Here is a 25943-nt window from a genome sequence, read left to right as displayed (position 1 = left end):
AAGATGGGAATAAAACTGAACCAACTACTATGCTTAAAGTACGCATTTATGATTTTTAACGAAGAAGAAGTTATTGAAGAGGAACTTGTTTAGCCAGAGCTATAAATGCTCATTGAACGGGCAGGATACTGACAAATTTATGGCGAATGTTAAAATAAGTAAACCGTTTTCTGAAAAAACTCTGCACGTTCTCCCTGAGAAGCGCCTATGTAATAAAAAAAGCATGAATATAGATTGGTGGGAAGTTATATGAGTGAAAATGCCCTTACAAGTAGCGAAATCAATCAGATTTATAAGGAAATAATTGAGGATGTGTACGAAGCTTTAAAGCCCTTCGGTTTTAGGAAAAAAGGTGTTTTGAACTTAGTAAGAATTGATGGATGTATGTATCAGAAATTGAATTTCCAGAAACATACGTACAGTCCATTAATGACGATTAATGTAACTTTTCGACCGCTCTTTCTAAATAATACTGATGATAATACACTCGGATCAAATAAACGTTTATGTTTCTTTGAATCAGATTTACATAACTGGTACGATATACAATTAAACTATAAAGAGACATCTAACAAAATAATTAAATTACTTATCGATAAAGTTCTACCATATTACGATGGTTTAAATACCTCTAAAATGGTTTTAGACAAATCATCACAACTCACAAGTTATTTCCATCAACAATTAATTTTGTTTTCTGCTCTAAAAGAACACGAATCAGAGATCAGCTTAAGATACTTGGATATAATACTTCAAGGATTACATGATCATAAAAAAGATGTTGAAAATATCAATAGGGATGTCAGTGGTTTTAATAATGGAATAAAGTATTATAGTGATTTAAAGCATATGGTTCACAATAAAAATTTTGCTGAGATTGATTTACTTTTAAAGGGTTATGAAGGTGAATTTTTGAAAAAAGTAAAAAAGTTCTTGAAATCTCCGTCGTTCTCTGAATAAAAGAGAAGCTCTATTAAAGAAACCACATCAAGTATGCATTTTTCTGGTCAACATTTGCAGTTTTCCCGCTTGTTTTCTTCCACAATAAATAAAGCCCACTACAATTTTCGCTTAAAATAGCATTCTCCTAAACTAGCAGCTATTTGAAAGAGCCGTCATGTGTGATGTCCATGCATTCACTGGTTATCTCGGTGTGTACAATCAATTTTAAGTTTAGATCATCTTAGATCATTATATACAAGATGAAAGGAACAGTGGCTCTATGTTCAAATTTTTTAACGTCTTGTTTATTTTAATAGTATCCATATTGATATTTACTGGATGCACCACTGAAGAGTCATACAAAACACCTGAACAAGCATTTGTTGCTACTGGCATTAAATCAAAGGGAATTATTAAAAAAGTCCAATTAACAGATGGAGAAGTTATTTTTTATGAAGGATTGAATAATGATGTAGGTGTTGGTCTGGCAAGGAATTATAAGGGGAATTGGAAGTGGATATCTGGACATGGAATGGAGGCTTCGAGTTCATTTCCAGTGACGTTTTCATGGGCTAATCTAGAGCAGATGAAAAAGGCAGGAAAAGGCTACCATATATTTTGGGGTAGTGTAAACGACGAAAAAATAAATAAATTACATATAACTTATGACAACGAATGGAATCTTAATGAAGATGCACTATTTTTTGACTCTGGTCTGGGCTTTAGGATATGGTATGTCGTTTCTACCTACTATTATGGAACAGTGCCAGGAATAAAGGCAACAGGTTACGACAAGGATGATCAAATAGTTTATGAAAATTAATCAATCTAATCTAATCAGTCTCTTCGGTTTATATTAATGAGTTCTCGTTCCATTAATGGAAGGTTAAGTGTGGAATGCATTCTTTTTTAGCAACTATCGGCTATATTAGGTATCTAAGCCTTCTTTTGTTAGATGGTATCTAGCTATTTAGTTTGTTATAATGGGGAGTGGATTGACCAGCCCCTATTTATTTTTTTAGGTGGAGGTTAAGTTATTGCCAGTATATAGAGTTGAAGAAGAAGAATCTGTTTGGTAAGAGTTTGAAGTTGGTAAAGATCTATGGATAGGTAAGCGTAATAAGATTAGGAAAAAGGGTTTCTGTTCAGAAACTGCTTGTAGACAAATGGAGGCAACAAAAATGACAACAAAAAAGAAAACGATTGAGGCCACTTCAGATAAGCTCAATCATTCAACCAAGGTCCTTTTGAAAAGATGGGCTGGTCTTAGTGGATTTTATGGCTATAAATTAATGGAGTTTGATGAGGTTTGCGCTTTATTAAATTCGAATGGTTGGCGTTTGCAGATCGATGATTCCGTAGCTTCAGTTCGAATTGTTGAATTGTATCAAGGCGAGACTCGAGTCAGAAGAGAGAAGTTCACGATGGATGAAGCCGGAAAGGTTCATATGGTTTAATCTTTAAACCAACAAATGAATGTTGCGAGGAATGAATAAAAAAATAACCTATGTTTTGCTATTTATCTTACTCTTTTCCATCCTTTATTATAATAAAGATCCTTTTCTAGCGGTTCTTAGAAATGTTAATGGGCAACCCACAGTTACTCTTAGTGTTCCTTCTGAACGTTTCCCGGAAACAGCTGCACATATCAAGTCAGCTATTAGACATGGAGAACCAGATATCTGCACCATTGATCGAAAGGGTGCCGAAGAAAATCGTAAACATTCATTAAAGGGTGTTCCAACTAAAAAAGGTTTCGATCGAGATGAGTTTCCGATGGCCATGTGCGCCGAAGGTGGTCAAGGCGCAGATATCGAATATATAAGTCCGTCGGACAATCGCGGCGCAGGATCATGGATTGCCAATCAATTGGAGAAATATAAGGATGGAACTAAGGTCAAGATTGTTGTAGAATAACGTGTTGAATGTAAAAAAGTCTCCCTTTTGTGGTCAAATACCACGAAAGGGAGACTTTTTTGCCTTTACCATTATCCTTTGACGCACCTCTCCAGATGATCGACATCTGTAATTCCCAAACTTACTAGCGCCTCGCCAACATCCATGCTAACATTCGCAATAAACCACATACTTGTACTCGGTACAAGGGATCTTTTGAATTCATGAAACAGAATAGAACGATATGTTTTTAGAACGGTCATGAATTCGACGGTGGGTGGCGTGAACAAACGAACTTCGGAAACTTTGTTGAAAAATGATTTCACTTCAAATAAGTCAATGCCGGTACGATCAAATTTGCGGATCATGGCAAAGAAATGATCAATTAAATCTTCTCTCGTTAATATCATCGAGGTATCCTTCTTTCGAGCTCTTCTACCGTAACCATACCATAAAAACGAACTATTTACTCATAAAAAAGAAAAAAAGACGAGCTTCACTCTAAGGAGGATCGAGTGAACCGTCTTTTTTGTCTGTATGCTTGCTTCTTTGCTGAAGAATTAGCGTTTGAAGCTGGAAAGTTGCTGTTCTGCGATTTGTACTAACCGTTTCGTAATGTTGCCGCCTATCGCGCCAGCATCGCGTGTTGCTAAATTGCCGTTGTAGCCATTTGGAGAGAGAGGAACACCAATTTCTTGAGCGACTTCATACTTCAGTTGATCGAGTGCTGCTTTGGCTTGTTGTACGACTAAAGTGTTGCTAGCCATTCATAATCATCTCCTTTTTTTTGGTACATGATTATTATTTGAAAGTTCAGAATATTTATTCATTAAAATATGTGATACAAGGAAAAATCCGTTTGGGCTGATTTTTGTCCTCTAATATCAATAAACCCCCACCGGTTAGGAGGGGGAACTTATATTTGAAATATGTATTATTCCTCTTCGGATTCCGTGCTTTCGTCAGCAGCAGCGAGTTCTTCAACCGCGTCTGTTGCTTCTTCTTCCGCCTCTTGGCTCACCTCTTCTTCGGTGGACTCGTTGGCAATTTCTTCTTCATTTTGGGATACAACATTTTCTTCCTCTTGGCTCATATTGTCACCTCCTCGGCTACGTATAGTATCATTCTATCTCCTTTATGCGGAAAGGACAAGGGGGTTGAAAGCGCTTTTAATAGATTTAATAATTAATTAATAGAATTGTCAGATAATGAAGAAATGCGTTAGCGAGAAAGGTCGAAAAAAGTGTTTTGATGTTATAATATTGCCCGTCAAGGCGGGTAAGCATGTTTTATTTTTTCTTTGAATATATATATGTGGCGAAGCAGCAAAAACATCAAATTGCTGAGCTAATAGGAGGAATCCGAATGAATCGGTCGGATGTTATTTTGGAGCTACAACTTGTTCCTGAACTAGTAAAGCAAGCAGAAGTCATCTTCGTGGACGCAGTGTCTGAACTTGCATGGGCGAAACATCGACTTTTGTCCAAAGAGTGCGAAGTCATCAGCGAGGGGTTAGTTACAGGAAAGAACGACCTGCACCGTCAAGCAGAAATGTGGCCTTACACCAGGGAGCTCCAGCAACAAGTTCTGCTCATGGAGGATGCTGTCGAGCATGCGAAAGTAGAGTTTCATTTCTACAAACGCAAATTGGAAAATCTGCAGACGATTGCTAAATTGATGACGATTTTATAAGTGGGATTCATAGGATTTAAAAAGCCTGAAATCGAAAGATTTTGGGCTTTTTTCTGCAAATAAGAAAGAATATGTCTATATGATTGCTTCGTATAATGAGTGGCCGGCATACAATGAATAAAAGTTAAAGGACTTTATATAAATGGTCCTTTAACTTTTTTTCTTCAGAAATAGTTATCCGTTTATTAGCTTACTTTAAAATGATTGACCGATTGTCTCAAGTTCTGAGAAATGTTGCTTAACGAATGGGCGGAACCTGCCATGCCGTTAAGAGAATCGAGCTGCCTTCCGGTCGTTGCGGCAACCGCCGTTGCAGAAGAAGCCGAACTCTGAGCGATGGTGTTCATCTCCTCGATGGTTACGGACACCTGCATAGAGCTTGCTGCCAGCACTTGAGCGGCAGTTGCTGCTCCCTGAATGCTGCGATTGACATCCTCCGCTGATGAAACAATGTTCGCAAAGGATACTTCCACTTGCCCAATGCTCTCCAGTCCCTTATCTACCTCGCCTAGCCCCTGCTTCATCGTAATTGCTACTTGGTGCGTATCCGTTTGGATCTGCTTGATCATTGCGCCTATATGCTTAACCGCATTAGCTGATTGCTCAGATAGTTTCTTTACTTCTTGAGCAACAACAGCGAAACCTCTTCCGTATTCTCCTGCCCGTGCTGATTCAATCGCGGCATTCAGGGCTAGCAAATTGGTTTGCTGAGATAAATCTCCAATCAGATTGACAATGTTTCCGATATCGCGAGAATGTTCCTCCAGTTTGCGAATCCCTTTTTCTCCGCGGACGACGGCTTCGCTAATGTTATGCATAACATGAACGACTGTTTGTACAGAGGAGTCGCCTTTCTTAGCTTGCAGAGAGGCTTCCGCTGCCATTGACGAAACTTCTCCTGTGGAGTCTGCAATTTTTTGAAGTCCTCCTATAATTTGATCAATGGCCATGCTGGTTTGTTCAGCACCCAACATCTGATCGCTTGCTCCTGCAGCTACGCTCTCTATGGATTGCTTCACCTCACCAGCTGCCTGAACATTGCGTTCGCAATGTTCGAGGAGTTGATCGGAGGACGCTGCGACGGTATCGGACGTGTCGCGTATCTGGATAATCGTACCTCGGAGATTCAGGGTCATACGATTCAATGAATGAATCAAAAGCCCGATTTCATCGCGGTTTTTGACGTTAATAGCAGTGGAAGAAAGATCTCCCTCGGCAATTTTCTGCAGAGTGCCGGATACTTGCCTCACTGGCTCGGCAATGTTGGCTGAGATGAAGAGCGCCAGACCAATGGAGAGAATGACAGCAAGAGATACCGCGATTCCCGTATTGCGAATAGCGCTGTAGTAGAGGCCCTCACTATTTCTGGATAAAGTTACAGCACCGTCATAATTCAGTTTGCCCAGGGCATCGATCTCTTGCTGCATCGATTCATAGGCTTCTTTCGACTTCTTTAACATCTTGGATATCTGGTCAGCATAGGCACCAGCACCTTCCACAAAATTGACCCGTGTTGCCATAATGAATGAATCAGAGTATACATCCTTATAGGCAGACCATTTCGCCTTCAATTGTCCAACATGCACTCGTTCCTCGTCACTTTGCACTTTTTTGCTGTAAAGCATCAAATTATCGTCGATTTGCTTGAAAATCGCACCGGACTGCGGGGTGAACTGCTTTTATTCTCCTCATTCGGTTCCATAATCATCGTAGCCTGTAAAGCTAACATTTGTTGCGCAAGTAAATTAATTTTGTTGATTGTATCTATTCCCTGCAAGGAAGAGTTGGTAATCTCTCCTGTTAATTTTTGCATGAACGACATATTAACCAACCCAGTAAAGCCGACAATTGCTGACAAAACGATCGTAATCAGAAAAGAGCCCAGCAATTTTTTACGTACAGTAAAGGGTTTTGCCTTTGCCATTACACTCCTAGTGTTTCCGCTGAATACGGCTTTACACAAGCCTAGCCACTCCTTATTGCGTTGTTGAATCCAGTTCCTCCACTTGGAGAATTTGATGTTGTGCATGCTTACCCTCCGTTTTGTGAAACACATAATAGGGCTAGTTTAACTTATATTAATTCGGAGAAGGTTAGCGGTGTTCAATGAAAATGTTAAATTTATCAATAAAAACTATGTCCGAGTATAGATTTTTTCTATGATCTAGCTGGGCGAGGATGTTCATCACTGATTTGTCCAAAGATGTATCACCTTTTATCGATTTTACTATCGCGGGTGCTATATTAGAGTTAAATGGATGATAACGATTATCAGTAGATGAAAAGGAAAGAACTCCTGACGCTCCTTAAAGATCTTTCCTTTTTTTTTGTAAATATTTATTGTGAAAAATTGTTTGTTAGGTATGGTTACTGCTGAATGCAGATGTGCATCCTAAGGGGAGAATATGTAAATAGAAAAGTTCCTTGGGAGGTAGTCGCTTTATGAAATCCGTCAAATTGATTGTGTCTGTTAGTCTGGGACTGCTTGTACTGAGTGGTTGTCAAACCGTCAAAAGTATGGCGACAAGTGAGGCAGCACCACTTCCTGCAGAGATTAATGTGCCAATAATGGGAAGCAATGGTCAATCCATTGGGCAAGCCAGGCTAATGCCTGTTGCAGATGGGGTACGGATTGATGTCCGAGTTAGCGGGCTGACACCTGGTAAGCATGGTATCCATTTTCACGAAAAAGCAATTTGTGAAGCTCCAAGTTTTGATTCCGCAGGGGCACACTTCAATCCATTCAAGAAACAGCATGGTTTTCTTAACCCGAAAGGTCCACATGCAGGGGATCTTCCCAATCTGATCGTAGATGAGCAAGGAAATGGTAATTTCAATGCGGTTACGAAGGCTGTGGTTCTACTTCCACACAAACCAAACTCTTTGCTTCAATCGGGTGGTGCTAGTCTCATTATTCATGAAAAAGAGGATGATCTGAAGACAGATCCAACCGGTAATTCGGGCAAACGAATTGCTTGCGGTGTAGTGAAATAATTGAAGGGGCGGAATTAACAGCATGATTAAAACACAAGATCTCAAATTACAAATGGATGAACTTACGAAACAAAACGATATGGTGCTCATTGAACTTGAACAAGTAAAGAAGATGCTCATTAATGGCGGCAGCAACTCTCAAAGCAATCAAGGCACCGGACAAAACCAAGATCAAGGTGGAGCTGGAGGTCAGAACAGCGGCGGACAGCAAGCTGCAAATGCCGACTCGCAGCCACAAGGTCAGAATCAAGCTCAAGGATCAAGTCAACAATCTCAAAGCAAAGGTCAAGGACAATCACAAGGCCAATCACAAGGGCAATCACAAGGACAAGGACAATGTCAGAGTGCAGAACAGAGCTCAGGAAGCGGACAGCAAGTAACCGATTTAGCCAATGAATTATTGAAAATTAAAGATCTTGTAGAAAAGTTAGAGCAGAAAACATCTCAATATGTCAGCAGCCAATCGGAAGGTACCTTAACGGAAAAAGACGCCGTTAATCTTATTCTGACCTTAATGAACGGCATGGTGGACTGGGCCAGTGAATTTGTCTCGTCCAAAGCGTCGTCGAATGGGCAGTTGCAATAAAAGGAAGAAAAGGTCGTACGAAAGACAAAAGAGCATCTCAACCATGCGCTTTTGTCTTTTTTGTTGAAATTAGACGTTTTCAATAAAGAATTCTTTATAATTCATTTATTGATTTTTTAGGCTATTCGACAATATGCACTTATTTACAGAACATAGAATGACCGATAAAGTATAGAGTAGAAAAGTAATAGAGTTAAACTATGGATGAGGTGTAGGGGTCATGAGAGAAATTGATATTAATCATGTGATGAATCAACTTGGAATTCAGCCTATTCAGTTGCAAAGATGGCAAACCGAACAAGCGAAACAAGCAGCAGTTGATCGTGCATGTCTTCTCGAGGCTTCAATTGAAACACTCACGGAACTTATGTCCGAATCTTCATCTCCGCTGTCAATCTAAACATCATCTTCATTTAATGGCCCCTGTTCCCTCAAGTTTGAGTTGAATATGGACATGGACATGAAACTCAAGCCCGGGATAAAGGGATTGCCACATTTCCCATTCTTCTTCCACAGCGCCAAAATGATGAGCTCTATAATCTAATCCGAAGCCAAATGGATCGAGATTTTTTTTCTGGCTTCGATGATCGGAAGAATGGGATCTAACCCCATTCTATTTTTTTTCGATAAAATCGAACATATATTCAGAAATAATATAACCGGACTCCACGCCAATCGTCCCATGGAACCCTATAGGAATAAGAAAGCTAGTCAGCAATACACCCGCTCCAATAATAGGAATCGTCCAGAGATAGGGAATACGTTTTTTTTCGCGTCACAATTTCCATACAGGCATCATAGTTCATGGATGGATTCGTTGCAGCTTTGTAAAACACCCATGCAATAATTGGCGCATTAAGAATGAGAAGAATTTCCATGCTGTACAGAACGCTTTCTGAGCGAGTTCTTGAAATAAGTGCAACAACGAGAACGAATGCCAAAATAATGTAAAAGGAGGATACATCCGGATTAATATATTTTTTGGTTATTTCGCTGTAAGCAATAAGTGTAATGCCGCCGGCAAGGAACCACAGAGAAATGAATAGCAGCATAATGATAATCCGCAGCCAGTTTGGAATGCGGTTCTTCATGATTTCAGGGAGAACTTGATCTAGAAACTTGGTTATAAACGTCCTATCACACGAGTTTACACACGTAGAGAACTATTTCGATAGCGGAACCTGATTAAGTTAATGTTGGTTTCAATATGCTCACTAAAAGCCGTTTGAGGGCCCTGAATGGTTGCTTCCACTTTGGCATCGGATAAGGTAGTGGCTTTAACTTCTGCCGCCTGAAAAAGAAGGATGTTATCATTGGAAAAAATAGCTATATAACCGGATGTTATTTTAAATAATGCGTCGACATCTGTAAATTTTTGGTTTGCATAAATCTATGCTCTAGGTCATCGGAGGGTCGTTAATGAGATCAAGGGATATTCTTCCTCTAAAAGCAACCTTTTCCTATTAGTGTGTCTCTCTAGCAGTTGATGTATCCATATGACGACAAAGTATCGTTAGTTTATTTCAAGGTCGAAAAGGGAATGATTGGAACAAAGGACTCCAAAACCTACCAATGAGGAGACACTTCATGAGAACATTAGCTATTATTCCTGCTTACAACGAAGAGAAGAGCATAGAACACGTTGTTGCCGCTATTAAACAAGAACAACCGGATATGGATATTATTATCATCAATGATGGTTCTACAGACCAGACCTCTTGGATGGCTCAAAAGACAGGTCTGGCCATTGTGATTGACTTGCCGGTTAATCTAGGCATCGGGGGGGCCATGCAAACGGGATATTTGTATGCATACCGTCACGAATATGATCTGGCGGTCCAGATTGATGCCGACGGACAGCACGATCCGAAAGAATTAACGCAAATTATGGAACCCATTCTAAGTGGCACTGTAGATTGCTGTATCGGTTCTAGATTTTTACATAAAACAGCCTATCGTTCTGCGTGGAATCGAAGATTGGGGATCTTATTTTTTACATGGATGATTCAATGGATGACAGGGAAGACGTTCACGGATCCGACTTCGGGCTTCCGTGCGGTTAACCGTCGACTCATTGACTTATTTGCTCATGACTATCCCGAAGATTATCCGGAAGTCGAAGCGATCGTTTTGCTGGAGAGAAAGAAATTCATCGTCCAGGAAGTATCTGTTAGGATGCATGCCAGAAAGACGGGACGCTCATCGATTACACCTTTGAAATCGTTGTATTATATGATGAAAGTTTCTTTAGCCGTTTGTATAACCAGAATACGTAATGTGAGTTGATAATGATGAATGTGTATGTGTTGGGCATTGTGTTTTGTCTGATCTTTATTTTTATTTGTGTAGAGCTAATTCGCAGGCAGAAGCTTCAGGAGCAGTACGGAATTCTTTGGTTAATTCTAGGGAGTTTGATGGCTGTATTCAGTCTGTTTCCCAGCTTACTTGATGTGATTTCACATCGTATGCATATTTACTACGCACCGTCATTTCTTTTTCTGGGAGGACTATTGTTTTCTCTTGTTTTCATCATGCATTTAACACTGGTTATTTCGAAGCTGCATCGTAAATTAACACGTCTTATCCAAGAAGTAGGTCTGCTGCAGGAACAGTTGCAAAGGAAGGGGGCGGAATAAAAAGGATGGCTCCATTTGTTATCGTCTTGCTAAATGTATGTTTATTGGTTGCTGGGCAAATTGTCTGGAAAGTAGCGCTTAGTCGAACGCCATTAACCGGCATCCATAACCTAAGTGCCATTTTGATGCAGCCTTATATTCTTCTGGGTTGCGTGCTATATGGAGTGGCTACGGTAATATGGTTCTATGCATTAAGCCGGTATGATCTGAGCCGTATATATCCTTTGCAGTCGATAGCCTACGTCTTCGGCGCTTTGTTTGGATGGTTATTATTTAAGGAAGCGTTTACGGTTCATCAGGTCATGGGCTTGCTCATGCTGGTTGGAGGCGCATTTCTGTTAGCTAGGTGAATAGAATAACCATCGTGGAAGGGGAAGAGGGTTGTGAAGAAAGAGTACGGGTTTGCCTTACTGCTCATATTGGCTGCCGCGTTATATTTGCGTCTTCATTATGTGCTTGAAGCGGAGTATCCACCGTTGGAATGGGATCAACTGGAGTACACGAAAACAGCGGTTCAATTGTTGGAAAAGGGCATATTCGCTTATCGGGATACGATTCCTAATACGTTGGTCACACCTGGATTTCCATTGCTCTTAGCAGCTGTATTTTCCGTAATCGGACATGAGCACTTAGAATGGTCTTTGATGGTTGTCCGTGTGTTGAATTGTTTTCTTTCATTGGGGGCTATTGTTTTTCTTTTTCTATTGGGCAAGCGAATACTTCATCCGATAACGGGGCTTTTTGCTGCAGGATTTGCCGCGGTGTATCCTTCCTACGTATGGTCATCTTCCCTCATTTTAACGGAGGTTCCATTCCTTACGGCTTTCACGGCCTTACTTTACATCCAATTACGTATCATACAGGAAAACAGATGGCGAGACCATCTCTGGATGGGATTGCTGCTGGGGATCTGTGTGCTCATTCGACCGAATTCACTTCCGATGGCTGTACTCCCGTATGCATTTCTATGGATAAATAATAAAAAGCTGGATGTTAAACCAGCTTTAGTGGCATTTTCTTCTTTTGCTCTTGTGATGATGCCGTGGTGGGTTCGTAATTGGCTCACTTTTCATTCCTTCATTTTCATAGCCAGCGGAGAAGCAGGCAATCCGTTCCTGGGTGGAACGGATCCTTACTTCCAAGGAACAATTGATTGGAATCACATTGATAAAGAGCATCAGTTCGCAGAAGGATTACAACGAATCAAACAAGGATTGATCAACGATCCTTTGCTATGGATCAAATGGATGACGATTGGAAAGTTGCTCGTATTTTTCAATACGATGTGGGTGGGACCTTATCCGTTTTCCGTTCCAGCGTGGTATGCCAATTGGTTGAATCACTTGCATAACTTTTTAATTGCCATCGGCTGCTTCACGATGCTCACTTTTAGCTTTCGCCACAAAGGCATCCTTTATCTGACGATGGGCTTTATCATGTTTTTAAGTGTCCATATGATATTCATACCGGTAAATCGGTACTTGTATAGTATGCTCCCGTTTCTTATGTTAAGCAGTGCCTATTTACTTACACAAGTTATCCTTATGGTGCGCCATGCCTGGATTACATCTCTATTACAGCGGAAGAGGATCTAAAATTCATATGCTTAGCACAATATTCGATAATTTCACTTCTGCGTACAATGCCGATAAATTTATCTGAATCATCCACGATTGGCACGAAATTCTGGACTTTGGCCAAATCGATTAGATCCTCCATATCCGCATGAATATGGACGGGTTTGTTGCGAACTCGCAGCGGAACTTCAGAAAGAACATGACGATGCGCATTTTCAAAGCCAACACCTTCGGTGTTTTTAAGAAACCAAAGTAAGTCTCCCTCAGTAACAGTTCCCACAAAGTGCCCGTCATCGGAAAGGATAGGGACAGCGGTATATCGATGGTATTCCATTCTTTCTAACGTTTGACGCAGTGTAGCGTGCAAGGTCGTAGTAATGACTTCGGATTTAGGTAATAGGAAAAAAGCGATATTCATTCGTACACACTCCTTCGTTCTTTCATCAGGCAGGTTTAGAAACAGACACCTCTATTGTATCAAAAAAAGCGCATAGAATCTAAACCTGCGATAGATGCTAGTACAGAGGTGATTGAATTGAACCAAGCATTGAATACAGCACTAATTGGAATTGGGACAGCCCAAGCGGTAAAGATCCCTATTACTTATATACAGACTGGGGACTGGGATTGGACACAGGTGCTGCAAACCGGGGGGATGCCAAGTTCACATTCCGCTGGTGTATCTGCGCTTGCGACTTACATTGCTTTTAAAAGAGGGATCTCAGCGATGGATTTCGCGATAAGTACGGTTTTCGGAGCTGTCGTCATGTACGATGCGATGGGGATCCGTCGAGCAGCAGGAGAGATTGCCGTAGAAGTGAATGACTTGGATGAGCAAGTCGAACGTTTGGCTAAGCAGCAGCCTGGTTTATACCACGCGCGTAGACGGAAAGCTTTAAAGGAACGATTGGGGCACCTGCCAACGGAAGTTTTGGGAGGTGCGATATTAGGCGTTGCTGTAGGGGCCATCAGTTTTTTGATAGAAAAACAAAGAAGGTAAGAATGACGCATATGGACAACTTTCTGCGAATGGGATAAGATCAAGAAACGTTCTTAGAAAGGAAGAAGTCGATATGGAAATTATTCGTGTAACCTCATTAGAGCAACTGCAAGCTTGTTTTCAAGTTCGTTTAAAGGTGTTCGTGGAGGAGCAACAGGTTCCTGAACATTTGGAGATGGATGAAAAGGATGAGTCACCGGATGCTTGTCATCACATTCTTATAACATATGAAGGGCAGCCTGCCGCTACGGCACGTTGGTATGAATATCAAGAAGGCGTAGCCAAGGTTCAGCGTGTTGCCGTCCTGAGTGGATATAGAGGCAAATCTCTAGGGAAGCAAGTGATGATGGCGATCGAGCAGCAAGCTCGTGAGTTAAACTGCTCCTCTGCTATTTTAGATGCACAATGTCAAGCTGAGGGTTTCTACCTTCAATTGGGATATCAAGTTATTTCCGATGAGCCCTTTTATGATGCGGGTATCCTTCATGTCCGTATGCAAAAACGGCTTCACCCTTGAGCGGCTTTGTCCAGCATAACTGTATTTCCCATGGCTAAAGGCATTGTGATAATAAATCGTGTTCCCAAATTTAGCTCGCTTTCTACTTCAAAGGTTCCTTGGTGATCTTGAACAATTTTATAGCAAATGGATAAGCCAAGTCCCGTCCCGGATTCCTTTGTTGTATAGAAGGGATGAAAAATTTTCTCGAGCTGGTCTTCGGGGATGCCTGGTCCATTATCCGCAATTACGAAAGTCGCGTTCTTAAGATCGCGGCTTAGTTTAATTTGAACAAGTCCATTCTCTTCCATAGCCTCGCATGCATTTTTAACTAAATTCAACAGCAACTGTATCATTTTGTCTTGATCCATAAGTACAAAGATTGCATCTAAGGATTCTTGATAGTGAATTTCATGTCCGAAACGCGTCGCTTCCGATTCCATTAATGAAATCACTTTCAAGACGCATTCATGAAGAGAATATACGCGAAGTGATTGCTGTGAGGCTTGGAAAATTGCAGGAATTCACCGGTCAGGTGACTCATGCGGTCGATTTCATCCATAATCATCGAATACCAATTCTCAATGTTGTAACCGTTTTCTTTGGAGATTTGTAGAAAGCCTCTTACTGTTGTCAATGGGTTTCTGATCTCATGAGCCATCCCGGATGCAAGCTCCCCAACAACCCTAAGCTTTTCTGATCTATGCATATGTTCTTCACGTTTCAGCCATGAATCCCGTTTCTTCATGAATAAATTATGCTCGACTAACAAAATAAGATCGTCTTTGGTTTGACCATCAAAGGGATAGCACGCGATACCATAGGTAATCTGAATCCCCGTCAGTTTGGGAAGCTCAGAATCAAGCTTTTGCTTGTAGGAGGCAGTTGTTTGATTATTTGGGTATAAGGGGATAACAACGGCGAATTCATCGCCACCGTATCTCGAGATAAAGAACGCTTCTTTAAATAAAATTTGAAGGAGGTCCGCCATTTGCTTTAAAATGAAATTACCGGCCTGGAAGCCGCGGGTCGTGTTCATGGATTTCAAATCCGTACAGTCAATAAGGATGACGATCAGATGCTGATCCTGCTGGATCAATTGTTCCAATCTACGGTGTGACTCCTCATAGTTATACAAGCCAGTTAGCAAATCTTTTTGGGACAACAATTCTTTTTCTTTACGGAGCATCTCCGATTGTCTCATCGTTAACCGAGTTGTCGTTGTCACAACTGCAATTACCGTAAAATCAAGCATGCAGCTAATGGCATAATCCCAAAACAAACGATTGTTCGTTGTTGCTATAATAGGATATGAAATCATCATGTAAGTGAGGGCATAGGAAGCAGCCAACATCCATAGTGTTTTCCATTGTTTTTCCACATGAATATCCCTTGCGAGCGTTAAGATGTAGAGGGGCAAACAAAGACTCATGTGACCAAAATATTGTAAAGATCCTATCAATAGTAGACGTAGCCAAAGCATAACAACATGACGCCTCTGAATTTGTAAACTGACCATATACAATATAGAGCTTAGAATAAGCAATGGAAGGTTACTTGCTGGGTTGGAAATACTCGCATATAGGCAAAAAAAGAATGTATAGGCATAAAGAATCGAATTGATAACCACCATATCATCTCCTGAGTGTAAGAGTGACAGTATTTTACACACTTGTGATATGTTCTCTGTGACATAAGCAATTCCTTCTTATCCATGAAAAAATAGGGGATAAACCACGAAATTCCCCGAAAAAAAAACCTTTCGGACATGATCCGCAGGTCTTTAACAGCGTTATATAATAGAAATTAGAAATTATTCAGGAAGATCAATGATTTCATGCTGGTGCAAGAAGGTCATACTCCCGGTTTGTCCGATATAGTTACTCATCGTATCATCATAATGCATGAGGTAAATGCGCTCCTGCAAAGGAGTGGGAAGGGTGAGCAGCTCAGCCAGTGTAGCATGTATGTAGCCTTTGCCTCCGAGTTGGCAATCGTGCAGGATGGTGTGACAATTTCTTTTCTGAAAGACTTCTTCAAGCAGCAACTGCTCATTGAATTTGAGATCAGCACTATAAAATATTCGTTTATTTATAAAAAATGAATAATTAAGCTTATTGGGAATATGGAGAGTGGGTATGTATTCAAAAGTGAGTCCAGGTAAAATAAGGACGGGGAGATGTTCCTCGATCAGATGAACTTCGAAATAATCACCAAGGCTGTGGAAACCTTCAATTGGGTTATAAAGGCCGCCTTTGAGCGTGTTCTCCCATAAGGTTCCGGCAAGCGCTTCGGTTATGAAAAGCTTTATTTTCTTGCGATTGTGCAGATACAATAATCGAAAAGCGATTTCCTCCAGTCCGCCAACATGATCCGCATGGATATGTGAGATGACGATGCCATCGATCTGATCAGGCGTTAAGCCGATTTCATGCAGCGATTTTGGCGTGGTTGAACCACAGTCGATGAGTACTTTTCGTCCTTGGCAGTGAATAAGAGCGCTTGTATTATAATATGACTTGGCAAATGCACTGCCGGTTCCCAACATTTGAATTTGCAAACTCATTCAGGCAGCCCCCAATATTCGACAAAAAGCATCTTTTTCTAATGTAGCATGGGAGCTTCATGGATTTCAACCCTTATATCTAATTCGTTTTTGAACAAATGCTTGAAAGGTTATCTTATCAATTGGGAAAACTTGTGAGGTGTTTATAGTTGTTTATATGGATTGGGCTTATAATTCTTCTTTTAATCAGCTTGATATTAATCGGCATATCGACCTACGTGGGTTGGCAGCTTACGCATCCTAAACGAAAAGTGTTGGATGATTCTCCCCTTAACTATGGCATGCATTTCGAGGAAATCAGCTTTCGGAGTCGATCCAAGGATGTGCTCATACGGGGTTGGTTCCTGAAATCTCCACATAGGTCAGACGTACCTATGACGGTGATTATGGCTCATGGGTATAGCGGGACACGTCTAGAGAAGGGGCTGCCAGCGCTGGCGCTGGCTCAGTCTCTTGTAGAGGCTGGTTATCATGTGGTTATGTTTGATTTTCGTAATTCAGGACAATCAGAAGGTCATATGACTACGGTAGGTTATTTGGAAAAACAGGATGTTCTAGGAGCGATAGATTGGGTAAAAGAGCATGTGCCAGGAAAAATCAGCTTACTTGGCTTTTCCATGGGCGGAAGCACAGCCATTCTTGCCGCAGCAGATGAAAAGGCTGTTGTCGGGATTATCGCAGATAGTGCTTTTAGCCAACTGAGTCCTTACCTCCGCGATAATTTGCCGGTGTGGTCGAATCTACCCCGATTTCCCTTTACTCCGCTTATTCTTTTCATTTTGCCGCGACTCATAGGAATCAACCCCCGCAAAGTTGATTCTTTAGCTTCTGTCGACCGTGTTTATCCACGTCCGATTCTATTTATTCATAGTAAAGCGGACACGGCGATTCCGTGGTCGAATAGCTATGTGATGTGGGCTAAACATCAGGACGTTTTTGAACTGTGGGCGACCGACGAGGGTGGCCATGTCGGCTCATATTACATGCAGCCGGAAGCATATCGAGAGCGTGTTCTTGCTTTTTTATCTAAATGTTAAAACCAACGCAACTCTTCTTAAGCTTCGGAGTATAAAGATGCAGACACAAAGATTACTTACGAGAGCTGGAGGTTAAAGGGATGAAAGTTCAGCGTATATTTGCGTTGATGCTGGTGTTTTTTGTTCTAAGCACGGCTGCAGTGGTGGCCTCATCGATATGGGGGGATTATAAGGGGTTGAACGTTGCCCGATTGATCGTCAATGGGAATACGGCGGAATTCGGGGATTCAGATGTACCACCGCTTATTGTGGACGGCAAGACTGTCCTGCCGCTTCGTAGTGTGAGTGATGCGCTTCAAGCGTTAGTGAAGTGGGATAATTCGAACAAAACGGCTTATTTATTCAAACCAAATGTTCATATGTTCTTCACGACAGAAGTGCGTAAAGATTCGGCTATCGTTCCTTTCGGAGTGGTTGAACGTGGAAAGCAAGCAGATTTTATCGTTTTCGCACAAGTGGATAATTTGAAAACGAATATTGATTCAGTGCAGGTGTCTGTGATTTCACCAAGCGGGAAAAGCGTGATTACACCAGTTGTCAAATCAATTGCAGAATCCAAAGAGTCCTTCTGGCTGAAAGTGCCTTTATACGGGGTTTCTTTCGACGAAGCGGGCACTTATGTTGTGAGGTTTGCTATGCGGCAATCAGGAACCACGGACTACTCGGTCGTATCGGAGAAGCAAATTCAATCCGAGTAAATATGCAGTCACAAGGAATTAGGTTTGACCTCTTATTATGAAAATGTTAGGATAATTGGGTAATCAATTATTAGACGAAATGAGGTTCTGCCTGTGAGTGATGATAAGCACGATCATGTACATGGCCCGGACTGTGACCACGATCACGAGCAAGGGGAAGATGTTTTTATCGTAACCGACGAGAACGGTGAAGAGCACGAGATGGTCATGGTTTATACGTTCCAATCTCAAGAGCAGGCTTATGCTGTTTTGCTGGATCGTAATGATCCTGAAGCAGACGGTGTCATTTTCCGTGTGGAAGAAGAGGACGATGAAGCTTACCTCATCAACATTGAAGATGAAGCGGAATGGAACGTGTAGTGACTATTTACAATGAAATCGTAGCTCAAGAAGACGAAGAATAAGAGCTATACATAAGAGCCCCCCTAACGGATAACCATCTGTTAGGGGGTTCTGTTTGTTATGATTATTTTCTTGGATTGAAATACATGATTCTGCCATTGAAGAGATGAAGTTCGGCTTTCAAAAGTTTCCCTAGGTATTTGCAGAATTCGTTGCCCTTGCTCTTGTCCCCATGGGTCGCATCATCCGGCAAAACGACTTGTACATAATGTCTTTCTTCCTCTGCATGCTGCTCGTTTCCAACACCAAGGAGAATGTATTTGTACAGTGGATTGATTCCTTTCAAATAGAACCATTTGCCTTCGCCTTCCGGCTTTGTTTCAATGGTGTAAGGGAACCCAGCCTCGTCATATTCCCAGCCTAGCTGCTTGGCTGTCAGACTTAGCTGCTCACGGTAATGGAGAAGCCTTGCTTTCAGTTCGTCCAAAGTGAGTGCGGCAACCGTGGAACCTGTAACCAATTTAATATAAGCGCTTTGAGCCATTCCTTGATCACCTCATTCGCTAAACATCACCAACATCATAGCATCATGTAAACGGTTTTACAATATATACCTGTTGAAAGAGAGATTAGAATATCGCTTGTGTTTCGACGATGACCTTCACATTTTGAACGCTGCGGTCTTCTGGTCCTTTAACTGGCAAGCCGACCTCTACATGTTCTACGATGTAGTTGATTAGTTCTTGCGTAATAAGCTCGCCAGGGAGAAGAATAGGTATGCCCGGCGGATACACATAGATGAATTCAGCGATGATACGATCAGCGGCATCTTTAAAAGGAATAGTTTCCGTCTCGCCATAGAAAGCATCGCGTGGCGTCAATGTGAGCTGTGGAATCGCCGGTACTTGAATGACAACTTCCTTCACTTCGGCGACGCCGTCATTCACATGTGAAAGTTCGCGAAGGGCTTCTAATAAAGTATCGACGTTTTCTTGCGTATCGCCCGGCGTGACGAGGCAAAGGATATTGTACATATCACTCATTTCGATCTCAATATTATAGTGTTCACGAAGCCAATTCTCTACCTCAAAGCCGTTAAGGCCGAGCTTGCGAACGTGGACGCAAATTTTTGTAGGATCGTAGTTATAGGTTGCTTCTTCACCCAGAATTTCTTCGCCAAAGCAGTATAGATTAGGAATTTCGTTGATTTGCTTTCTTGTATACTGAGCTAATTCAATAGTCCGCTCTGCCAAGCTGCGGCCATTCAGTGCTAAATGTCTGCGAGCGGTGTCTAATGAAGCTAGCAGGATATAAGAAGTTGAGGTTGTTGTCAGCATCGATATGATGGTTTGAATTCGTTTTGGGTTGACGCGATTTCCTTTGACATTAAGCACCGAGCTCTGGGTCATTGAGCCGCCCAGCTTATGTACGCTGGTAGCAGCCATATCGGCGCCTGCTTCCATCGCTGACATCGGGAGCTTATCATGGAAATGAATCAATACGCCATGGGCTTCATCAACGAGAACTGGCATGTTGTAGCTATGCACCAGGTCAACGATTTCCTTCAGATCCGTACATACGCCGTAATACGTTGGATTAATTACGAGAACCGCTTTGGCATCAGGATGCTTCTCAAGGGCTCTGCGTACGGAGCGGGTTGGAATACCATGGTCAATACCTAGGTTTTTGTCTCGCGCAGGTTGAATGAAGACAGGTTTTGCACCTACGAAAATAATAGCCGCCAAGATTGATTTATGCACGTTACGCGGTACGATAATTTTATCGCCTTCGGAGCAAACGGTCATAATCATGGTCATGATGGCACCGCTAGTCCCTTGTACGGAGAAAAAAGTATGATCGGCGCCGTAAGCGTCCGCGGCAAGCTTTTGAGCTTCCTCAATCACACCCATTGGTTGATGGAGGTCATCCAGTGGTGCTATATTGATGAGGTCGATGGACAGAGCGTTGTCCCCAATAAAGGAACGAAACTCCGGGTCCATGCCGACTCCCTTTTTATGTCCGGGAATATGGAACTGGATTGGATTTTTCGCGGCATGCGCGAGCAGTGCAGTGAACAGTGGCGTACGATTGTGATCCACTTAATTATCGCTTCCCTTCTATCGTGGCGTGTTTGTCGATCTATACAACAAACAAAATGAGTATAACAAAATACAATCGACATGCAAGCTAAATTTTTGAAAATAGTTTATGCGGATTGAGGTCAAACTAACAGTGGACTTGTTAAAATAAGCCGAAAAACGCAGAAGGAGGCAAAATCCTTTGAATTTATTGCAAAAATGGCACAAAAACCGACTGTTTTCTCCGTTTGTCGTCGAATTGTTAATTATTATGTTTGTCGTCGAATTTGTGAAGGGCGCTTTGTTGTTAACGATTTTACCTGTATATATGAAGACAACCTTGGGCGCATCCGCCTTTATTATCGGATGGACCTTAGCTGCACAATATATTGGAGATAACGTGCTTCGCACACCAGTAGGGTGGATTATTGATAAGTTAGGCTATCGGACAACGATGTTGACCGGCGTGCTGCTAACTTTTATTTCTGTCATTTTAATTGCAACGACGTCACAGCATATTTGGGTCATCGTAGGATGCGCTCTTCTTGGCTTTGGTACCGCTCCGTTATGGCCTTGTGTCATTACAGGAACGACTGAGGTAGCCGGAGATGAGGCCCAAGCAACGATCATGAGTGTGGTATATATGGCTTGGTTGTCGGGAACTGGGTTAGGTCCGGTTGCGATTAACTTTTTTGTGGGGGAAACGAATTATAGCACCGCTTTTCGGGTGCTACTTGGCTGTATGACCGTTGTTGTGATCGTGGCGTTGATGCTTCCCCGGAAATCAGGTGTTTCTGCCTTAAACACAGGAAGTAGAGAGAAAGCAAATGTACATAAAAAGGTACTAGAACCTTTTGCCAAACGAGTTTTTGCCTATCTAAGTGAAGTTCGGCGTTCTATGTCGATAAGTCCTTTGATGTTTCCCGCCATGTTTGCCCAGACCTTTGCTTTGGGTATCTTAACGCCAATTCTTACGCTTTATGCCAAAGAGGTTCTGAAGCTGACCTCCTTTCAGTACAGCATGTTCCTCATTGCAGGTGGAGCCGTCACGGTCATCTTCTTAGTTCCAATGGGGAAACTGGTGGATCGTTTTGGCATTCGCCCCTTTTTAATCGCCGGATTTTTGTTGAGTTCGGTTACTTTGCTTCTGTTTACGTTTACGCACACTATGCTGCTGCTTTATGTACTCGTAGTTGCACTTGGAATCGGTTATGCTTTCATCATTCCGTCGTGGAATGCATTGATTGCATCGGTCATTCCGCCTGAGAAAAGGGGAGCGGTTTGGGGTTTTTTTCTAACCATCGAGGGGATGGGAATGATTGTCGGTCCTATCGTCTCGGGTAAACTGTGGGATGTATATGGCTACCATGCGCCTTTCCTCACCAGTGGTTGTGTAATTTTCCTGCTGCTTGTTCTTCAAATGTTCATTTCCATCCCCAAAAAAGGTATGGTACGATAGGAGAAAATGTTTCTTTTGGAGGATTAAAAGCTGCATGAACAAACAAATCGGAATCATCATGCTGTTGTTGATGACCATATTCGTCGGTTTCGGTATTATCATTCCCGTTCTCCCAGAGGTTGTTAAGGGTGCCGGTGCGCAATACCACAACGCGCTGTTGCTATCTGTGTATTCCGCGGCTTCCTTTCTGATGTCGCCGATTTGGGGAGGGATTTCTGATCGCATCGGACGCAGACCCATTATATTAATTGGCTTGCTTGGCTTTAGCGTAAGCTTTTTCATTTTTGGCTTTGCAAACGGACATCTCTGGATTATGTATGTGTCTCGTATTTTTGGCGGTTTATTCTCAGGTGCGGCCACTGCTTGTGCGGTAGCATATGTAGCTGATATCACGACTGCTGAGAACCGGACCAAGGGAATGGGGATGGTCGGCATGTCCATTGGTTTAGGCTTCATCTTTGGACCTGCATTAGGCGGCATACTTAGCCGATGGGGGCTTTATCTGCCTTTCTTTGTGGCATCCGGACTAGCGCTTGCATCATTCGTACTGGCATTCACGATTTTGAAAGAATCGTTAACCCCTGACAAACGGACGTCTGTCAAGGAAAAGAGGGTGTCCAGATGGACAGCATTCGATGGGGCATCCAAATATTTATATGTGCTTTCTTTTTTCGTTTCATTTACATTGGCAGGGCTGGAAGCAACGCTGCAATATTTTCAAATGGATAGGATTGGCGCTTCGCCTTTCGATATCGGTATGATGTTTTTAGCCAGCGGCATTGTAGGTGCCATTATTCAGGGCGGTGTTGTTCGCCGTTTAGTGAAACAGGGAGCTGAGCAGCGAGTTATTGGTGTTGGACTGCTTTTATCCGCTGCAGGTTTTTTCCTGCTTCTGTATTCCAGCAGCGTTCTCACCGCAGCCATCTATTTGTCAGTCTTTGGAGCGGGTAACGCGCTCATACGCCCTTGTGTGACGTCTTTGATTACTCAGCGCACTAAAGTGGGGCAGGGTGTAGCAACGGGCCTCAGCTCGTCCATGGACAGTCTGGGCCGTATCGCTGGCCCGCTTCTTGGGGGAGCCGTGTTCGCCATTGCGCATTCACTGCCCTTCATCATCGGCGGTGTCCTTTGCTTAGCGGCAATACTTTTGCTACAGCGCTTCATTCGCTTGGATCGGCAGACTCGCACGCAGCAAGCGGCCTGACGTACGAAAAAAGCTGTACACTTGATTCCCATTTGGGAGATCAGGCGTACAGCTTTTTTGCTTTGGAAACAAACAGAAGAGAAGTATTCGGTTGTCTTCTACTAAATCTGCCCTAGGGCTCGCGAGGCGACAACCCATGCAAGATGAAATGAATCGTATGCTCAATCTCTTGAGCCTCATCCCACTCGGCGTCAGGCAGCATCAGAAAGCGCGTCAGAATGAAGCCAATAATGGAAGTTACGATCAATCGCACACTGGTTGCGGTGGGCATTTCGATAAGCTGCCCTTCCGCCTGAAAATGCCGCACCACTTTGTTCGCGCGTTCGAGGACGAGTTTTGCCGCAGTGGCTTTAAATTGTTCCCTTAACTCTGGATGAAAAGGGATTTCGTGAAGAAAAATTTTAAGAATCGGTAAATTTTTGCGAGCGAATTCTAACCGATTAATAAGAATAGCGCGCAGGAAATCCTCGACCTTGGGATAGTCTGCGTCTAGTACTTTCATGAAATCTTTGGCAGCAAATGGGGCGATAAGCTTCGTCATAATGGGAGCAACGATGGAGAGCAGCAATTCTTTTTTTGTTTTATAATGACGGAAAATCGTTCCTTCCGCTACGCCTGCTTTCTGAGCAATTTCACTGGTGGAGGAGCCTGCAAATCCTTTTTCAGAGAATATCTCCACAGCGGCCTGAACAATCTTCATCTGTTTATCGGTCATTTTGTCTTCCTCGTCATTCAAACGGAGCAGCTCATTTAACCATGGCTCGATTTCGGACAATGCATTCACCTCCTCATCGTTTTCTGCAAGGAAAACGGCATTATGGCCAGCTTAAACCGACATCCACTCATTATATCTTACGATGCTTTCGCAGCGCCAGTATGTTTAAAATCATAAAGCAGATCGTGAAGGCGGCCAATACGAGGACATCGATCCAAATACGATCCCAGCCAGCCCCTCTGATCATGATATTTCGCAGCGCATCGGCGCCATATTTGAGCGGCATGATGACGCCAATCCAGCGAAGGTAAACGGACATCGTGTCGAGACTGAACAAGCCTGAGAAAAACACTTGTGGAACGATGATCAGCGGAATGAACTGAATCATCTGGAACTCGTTTTCTGCAAAAGCTGAAATGAGCGTACCCAAAGACAGGGCTGTCAGTGCAAGAAGGACTGTGATAAGCAGAACAAACCAGAATGAGCCGACAAGCATAAGGCCGAGCACACTTGTTGCAAACCATGCGATTAAAGCCGCTTGCAGCGTTGTGAATAAACCAAAACCTAGTATATAACCGACAACAATTTCCCACCGTCGTAGTGGAGTTGCGAGCAGGCGTTCTAAAGTTCCTCCCGTGCGTTCTCTGAGAAAAGAAACACCGGAGAGCAAGAAGACGAAGAAAAAGACGAAAAAGCCAATCAGAACAGGGCCAAAGTTATCAAAGGCAGCCATATCAGCCGATCCATGCAAATAGGTGATGGTGGGTACTGGCGTATTAGCATTTGCAGGTGCTGCGCTTTGTAAGGCTTTTTGGAGCAGAAAGAGAATAGCTTTATTTTTGCCGGGATCGCTGCCTTCTAACGTAACTTCGGGTGCCGCGCCATTCATCGTAATTATGGCATCCAACTGCATGGATGCTAGCTTCGCTTGGGCTTCTTCAGCGGAATAGTTGGTTACTTCTGCATGCTGATCCTGTAATTTTTGAACAAGGGGAGCAGGAACACCGACAGACCCGAGTTTAGGAACGTAAGTATTACCGTTAAATACTAAGGACATCATGAACAGAATCAGCATCGGAGCAACGAGCATCATAGCTAGCGTTCTTTTGTCATGAAAGAATTGACGCAAAATACGTAAAACAATCGCACGGATTCTCATGCTCGAGCACCTCCATAGTAGAGGAAGGCTTCTTCAATTGTTGCCGATGATGTAGCCTGCTTCAACGCTTGCGGTGTCCCCACAGCAGTCAGCTTCCCATCCCGAATCATGCCGAGTTGATGGCATTTATCAGCTTCATCCATGACATGCGTGGTCAATAGGATGGTGGTTCCTTGTTGGCAAAGCTTCGTTAATTCCTCCCAAATAGACTTGCGCAGCACAGGATCGATACCGACTGTAGGTTCGTCAAGAATCAGAATCTCAGGCTCATGAAGCAAGGAAATAGCCAGTGATAAACGGCGCTTCATGCCACCTGAATAATGTGTAATTTGTTTCTTTAGATGAGCGCTGAGGTCAACGAGCTCCATGACCTCTTGCATGCGTTGTTTACGCCTGGTGCCTGATATACCGTATAATGCTGCGAAGAACTCGAGGTTTTCCTGCGCCGTCAGCTCTGCATATAGGGCATCCGATTGGGCCATATAGCCGATTTTAGCTAACATGCTTAACTGCGGCATCTGTTGTCCGAGTACGTGAACGGTTCCAGAAGTAGGCGCATCGATGCCTGCGATCATGCGTACAAGTGTTGTTTTACCTGAACCAGACGGACCTAGAAGACCTAAAATATGAGCTTTGGGTACCTCTAAAGTGATGTCCTGAAGAACAACCTTTTGACCAAATTGCTTGCTGACATTCTGAACCTGAATGGAATCATGTTGGGGCATGGAAGAGCACCTCTTTCATAAAAGTGAGTAATCACTCATTTATTCTTAGTTCCATCATATACGATTGCAAAGCACTTGTGAAGTGAGTAATCACTCATTTTCATGAAATAAAAAAGGCACCCTGACTGGATGCCTTCATAA

General features: G+C 42.7%; 34 protein-coding genes and 2 pseudogenes. 19 read left to right on the top strand and 17 right to left on the bottom strand.

The genetic code is table 11. The features are described from left to right. Positions 1-249 precede the first annotated feature (249 nt). From FU659_RS02610 to FU659_RS02595, 4 genes are all read left to right on the top strand, one after another. Positions 250-960 (top strand): DUF4304 domain-containing protein, encoded by a 711-nt coding sequence (locus FU659_RS02610; protein WP_147946104.1) that lies wholly within the window; start codon positions 250-252, stop codon positions 958-960. Between the two features lie 283 nt (positions 961-1243). Beyond that, positions 1244-1765 carry a hypothetical protein gene (locus tag FU659_RS02605; protein ID WP_187273853.1) on the top strand — a complete coding sequence of 174 codons (522 nt, stop codon included), beginning with the start codon at positions 1244-1246 and terminating at the stop codon, positions 1763-1765. A gap of 358 nt (positions 1766-2123) precedes the next feature. Then, positions 2124-2399, top strand: a complete 276-nt coding sequence (locus FU659_RS02600) for a hypothetical protein (protein WP_147946102.1) — start codon at positions 2124-2126, stop codon at positions 2397-2399. Between the two features lie 31 nt (positions 2400-2430). Beyond that, entirely contained in the window at positions 2431-2859 is a 429-nt protein-coding gene (locus tag FU659_RS02595; protein WP_147946101.1) for a NucA/NucB deoxyribonuclease domain-containing protein, read from the top strand. Positions 2860-2930: 71 nt separating this feature from the next. Here the strand turns inward: FU659_RS02595 and FU659_RS02590 are convergent, their stop codons facing one another. From FU659_RS02590 to FU659_RS35060, 3 genes are all read right to left on the bottom strand, one after another. Then, positions 2931-3248: a hypothetical protein gene (locus FU659_RS02590; protein WP_147946100.1), complete on the bottom strand. Its 318-nt coding sequence runs from the start codon at positions 3246-3248 to the stop codon at positions 2931-2933. Positions 3249-3398: 150 nt separating this feature from the next. Continuing rightward, positions 3399-3605, bottom strand: a complete 207-nt coding sequence (locus FU659_RS02585) for an alpha/beta-type small acid-soluble spore protein (protein WP_147946099.1) — start codon at positions 3603-3605, stop codon at positions 3399-3401. A gap of 167 nt (positions 3606-3772) precedes the next feature. Next, positions 3773-3931 carry a hypothetical protein gene (locus FU659_RS35060; protein WP_187273852.1) on the bottom strand — a complete coding sequence of 53 codons (159 nt, stop codon included), beginning with the start codon at positions 3929-3931 and terminating at the stop codon, positions 3773-3775. A 272-nt stretch (positions 3932-4203) separates the two neighbouring features. On the opposite strand from FU659_RS35060, the gene FU659_RS02580 reads away from it, so the two are divergent. After that, positions 4204-4530, top strand: coding sequence for a hypothetical protein (locus FU659_RS02580; protein ID WP_147946098.1), 327 nt, complete (start codon positions 4204-4206; stop codon positions 4528-4530). A gap of 185 nt (positions 4531-4715) precedes the next feature. Here FU659_RS02580 and FU659_RS02575 read toward each other — a convergent pair whose 3' ends face one another. Together FU659_RS02575 and FU659_RS02570 are read right to left on the bottom strand one after the other, a co-directional pair. Then, complete coding sequence (locus tag FU659_RS02575) at positions 4716-6155, bottom strand: methyl-accepting chemotaxis protein (RefSeq protein ID WP_147946097.1); 1440 nt, start codon at positions 6153-6155, stop codon at positions 4716-4718. Beyond that, positions 6155-6559, bottom strand: coding sequence for an MCP four helix bundle domain-containing protein (locus FU659_RS02570; protein ID WP_187273851.1), 405 nt, complete (start codon positions 6557-6559; stop codon positions 6155-6157). Before FU659_RS02570 ends, FU659_RS02575 begins: the two co-directional genes overlap by 1 nt. Before the next feature lie 413 nt (positions 6560-6972). On the opposite strand from FU659_RS02570, the gene FU659_RS02565 reads away from it, so the two are divergent. The 3 genes from FU659_RS02565 to FU659_RS02555 all read left to right on the top strand — a co-directional run bounded on the left by FU659_RS02565 (position 6973) and on the right by FU659_RS02555 (position 8510). After that, complete coding sequence (locus FU659_RS02565) at positions 6973-7524, top strand: superoxide dismutase family protein (protein WP_147946095.1); 552 nt, start codon at positions 6973-6975, stop codon at positions 7522-7524. Between the two features lie 22 nt (positions 7525-7546). Further along, positions 7547-8110 (top strand): hypothetical protein, encoded by a 564-nt coding sequence (locus FU659_RS02560; RefSeq protein ID WP_147946094.1) that lies wholly within the window; start codon positions 7547-7549, stop codon positions 8108-8110. Between the two features lie 220 nt (positions 8111-8330). Next, positions 8331-8510, top strand: a complete 180-nt coding sequence (locus FU659_RS02555; protein WP_147946093.1) for a hypothetical protein — start codon at positions 8331-8333, stop codon at positions 8508-8510. Between the two features lie 9 nt (positions 8511-8519). On the opposite strand, the pseudogene FU659_RS02550 reads toward FU659_RS02555, so the two are convergent. From FU659_RS02550 to FU659_RS02540, 3 genes and pseudogenes are all read right to left on the bottom strand, one after another. Next, positions 8520-8684: pseudogene (locus FU659_RS02550) on the bottom strand (Ger(x)C family spore germination C-terminal domain-containing protein); the annotation flags it as partial. 133 nt (positions 8685-8817) lie between these two features. Then, positions 8818-9201 (bottom strand): hypothetical protein, encoded by a 384-nt coding sequence (locus FU659_RS02545; RefSeq protein WP_147946092.1) that lies wholly within the window; start codon positions 9199-9201, stop codon positions 8818-8820. Between the two features lie 56 nt (positions 9202-9257). Then, a complete protein-coding gene (locus FU659_RS02540; protein ID WP_147946146.1) occupies positions 9258-9500 on the bottom strand; it encodes a spore germination protein in 243 nt (80 codons plus the stop codon). Between the two features lie 197 nt (positions 9501-9697). Between FU659_RS02540 and FU659_RS02535 the strand changes: the two genes are divergently transcribed. Genes FU659_RS02535 through FU659_RS02520 form a run of 4 tightly spaced genes read left to right on the top strand, consistent with a single transcriptional unit; the run spans position 9698 to position 12341 of the window. Beyond that, the gene (locus FU659_RS02535; RefSeq protein WP_147946091.1) at positions 9698-10396 is read left to right on the top strand and encodes a glycosyltransferase family 2 protein; all 699 of its coding nucleotides are present in this window, start codon (positions 9698-9700) and stop codon (positions 10394-10396) included. Between the two features lie 2 nt (positions 10397-10398). Next, on the top strand, positions 10399-10746 hold the full coding sequence (locus FU659_RS02530; protein WP_147946090.1) for a DUF2304 domain-containing protein: 348 nt from the start codon (positions 10399-10401) through the stop codon (positions 10744-10746). A 5-nt stretch (positions 10747-10751) separates the two neighbouring features. Further along, on the top strand, positions 10752-11096 hold the full coding sequence (locus FU659_RS02525; protein WP_147946089.1) for an EamA family transporter: 345 nt from the start codon (positions 10752-10754) through the stop codon (positions 11094-11096). 33 nt (positions 11097-11129) lie between these two features. Further along, entirely contained in the window at positions 11130-12341 is a 1212-nt protein-coding gene (locus FU659_RS02520; protein WP_147946088.1) for an ArnT family glycosyltransferase, read from the top strand. Here the strand turns inward: FU659_RS02520 and FU659_RS02515 are convergent. Next, positions 12310-12741, bottom strand: a complete 432-nt coding sequence (locus tag FU659_RS02515; RefSeq protein WP_147946087.1) for a CBS domain-containing protein — start codon at positions 12739-12741, stop codon at positions 12310-12312. The two genes, FU659_RS02520 and FU659_RS02515, sit on opposite strands and share 32 nt — an antisense overlap. Before the next feature lie 54 nt (positions 12742-12795). Here FU659_RS02515 and FU659_RS02510 point away from each other — a divergent pair, with 54 nt between their 5' ends. Then, complete coding sequence (locus tag FU659_RS02510) at positions 12796-13323, top strand: divergent PAP2 family protein (RefSeq protein ID WP_315971263.1); 528 nt, start codon at positions 12796-12798, stop codon at positions 13321-13323. Positions 13324-13396: 73 nt separating this feature from the next. Further along, positions 13397-13840, top strand: a complete 444-nt coding sequence (locus FU659_RS02505; protein ID WP_147946085.1) for a GNAT family N-acetyltransferase — start codon at positions 13397-13399, stop codon at positions 13838-13840. Here FU659_RS02505 and FU659_RS02500 read toward each other — a convergent pair. The 3 genes from FU659_RS02500 to FU659_RS02490 form a co-directional block, all read right to left on the bottom strand. Then, entirely contained in the window at positions 13831-14274 is a 444-nt protein-coding gene (locus FU659_RS02500) for a sensor histidine kinase (RefSeq protein ID WP_261807572.1), read from the bottom strand. The genes FU659_RS02505 and FU659_RS02500 overlap by 10 nt on opposite strands. A gap of 2 nt (positions 14275-14276) precedes the next feature. After that, complete coding sequence (locus FU659_RS02495; protein ID WP_187273849.1) at positions 14277-15200, bottom strand: GGDEF domain-containing protein; 924 nt, start codon at positions 15198-15200, stop codon at positions 14277-14279. A gap of 432 nt (positions 15201-15632) precedes the next feature. Further along, positions 15633-16385, bottom strand: a complete 753-nt coding sequence (locus FU659_RS02490) for an MBL fold metallo-hydrolase (RefSeq protein ID WP_147946082.1) — start codon at positions 16383-16385, stop codon at positions 15633-15635. Between the two features lie 149 nt (positions 16386-16534). On the opposite strand from FU659_RS02490, the gene FU659_RS02485 reads away from it, so the two are divergent. The 3 genes and pseudogenes from FU659_RS02485 to FU659_RS02475 all read left to right on the top strand — a co-directional run bounded on the left by FU659_RS02485 (position 16535) and on the right by FU659_RS02475 (position 18524). Then, positions 16535-17422: an alpha/beta hydrolase gene (locus FU659_RS02485; protein ID WP_261807567.1), complete on the top strand. Its 888-nt coding sequence runs from the start codon at positions 16535-16537 to the stop codon at positions 17420-17422. Between the two features lie 80 nt (positions 17423-17502). After that, entirely contained in the window at positions 17503-18120 is a 618-nt protein-coding gene (locus FU659_RS02480; protein WP_147946081.1) for a stalk domain-containing protein, read from the top strand. Positions 18121-18213: 93 nt separating this feature from the next. Next, positions 18214-18524: pseudogene (locus FU659_RS02475) on the top strand (DUF1292 domain-containing protein). A gap of 62 nt (positions 18525-18586) precedes the next feature. Here FU659_RS02475 and FU659_RS02470 read toward each other — a convergent pair. Both FU659_RS02470 and FU659_RS02465 read right to left on the bottom strand, forming a co-directional pair. After that, complete coding sequence (locus tag FU659_RS02470; RefSeq protein WP_147946080.1) at positions 18587-19006, bottom strand: DUF1885 family protein; 420 nt, start codon at positions 19004-19006, stop codon at positions 18587-18589. Between the two features lie 85 nt (positions 19007-19091). Beyond that, entirely contained in the window at positions 19092-20561 is a 1470-nt protein-coding gene (locus FU659_RS02465) for an aminotransferase class I/II-fold pyridoxal phosphate-dependent enzyme (RefSeq protein WP_147946079.1), read from the bottom strand. A 181-nt stretch (positions 20562-20742) separates the two neighbouring features. On the opposite strand from FU659_RS02465, the gene FU659_RS02460 reads away from it, so the two are divergent. Both FU659_RS02460 and FU659_RS02455 read left to right on the top strand, forming a co-directional pair. Then, complete coding sequence (locus FU659_RS02460; protein WP_261807566.1) at positions 20743-21999, top strand: MFS transporter; 1257 nt, start codon at positions 20743-20745, stop codon at positions 21997-21999. Positions 22000-22033: 34 nt separating this feature from the next. Then, positions 22034-23203 (top strand): MFS transporter, encoded by a 1170-nt coding sequence (locus tag FU659_RS02455; RefSeq protein WP_147946078.1) that lies wholly within the window; start codon positions 22034-22036, stop codon positions 23201-23203. Positions 23204-23315: 112 nt separating this feature from the next. Here FU659_RS02455 and FU659_RS02450 read toward each other — a convergent pair whose 3' ends face one another. The 3 genes from FU659_RS02450 to FU659_RS02440 form a co-directional block, all read right to left on the bottom strand. Next, a complete protein-coding gene (locus FU659_RS02450) occupies positions 23316-23918 on the bottom strand; it encodes a TetR/AcrR family transcriptional regulator (protein WP_147946143.1) in 603 nt (200 codons plus the stop codon). Between the two features lie 130 nt (positions 23919-24048). After that, entirely contained in the window at positions 24049-25077 is a 1029-nt protein-coding gene (locus FU659_RS02445) for an ABC transporter permease (RefSeq protein WP_147946077.1), read from the bottom strand. Continuing rightward, entirely contained in the window at positions 25074-25802 is a 729-nt protein-coding gene (locus FU659_RS02440; RefSeq protein ID WP_147946076.1) for an ABC transporter ATP-binding protein, read from the bottom strand. Before FU659_RS02440 ends, FU659_RS02445 begins: the two co-directional genes overlap by 4 nt. Positions 25803-25943 lie beyond the last annotated feature (141 nt).

It is taken from the genome of Paenibacillus sp. N3.4 (genome assembly GCF_008017805.1).
Classification (GTDB): domain Bacteria; phylum Bacillota; class Bacilli; order Paenibacillales; family NBRC-103111; genus Paenibacillus_E.
The sequence above is the reverse complement of the archived record's forward strand: the minus strand, read 5'-3'. Positions and strand labels throughout refer to the sequence as shown.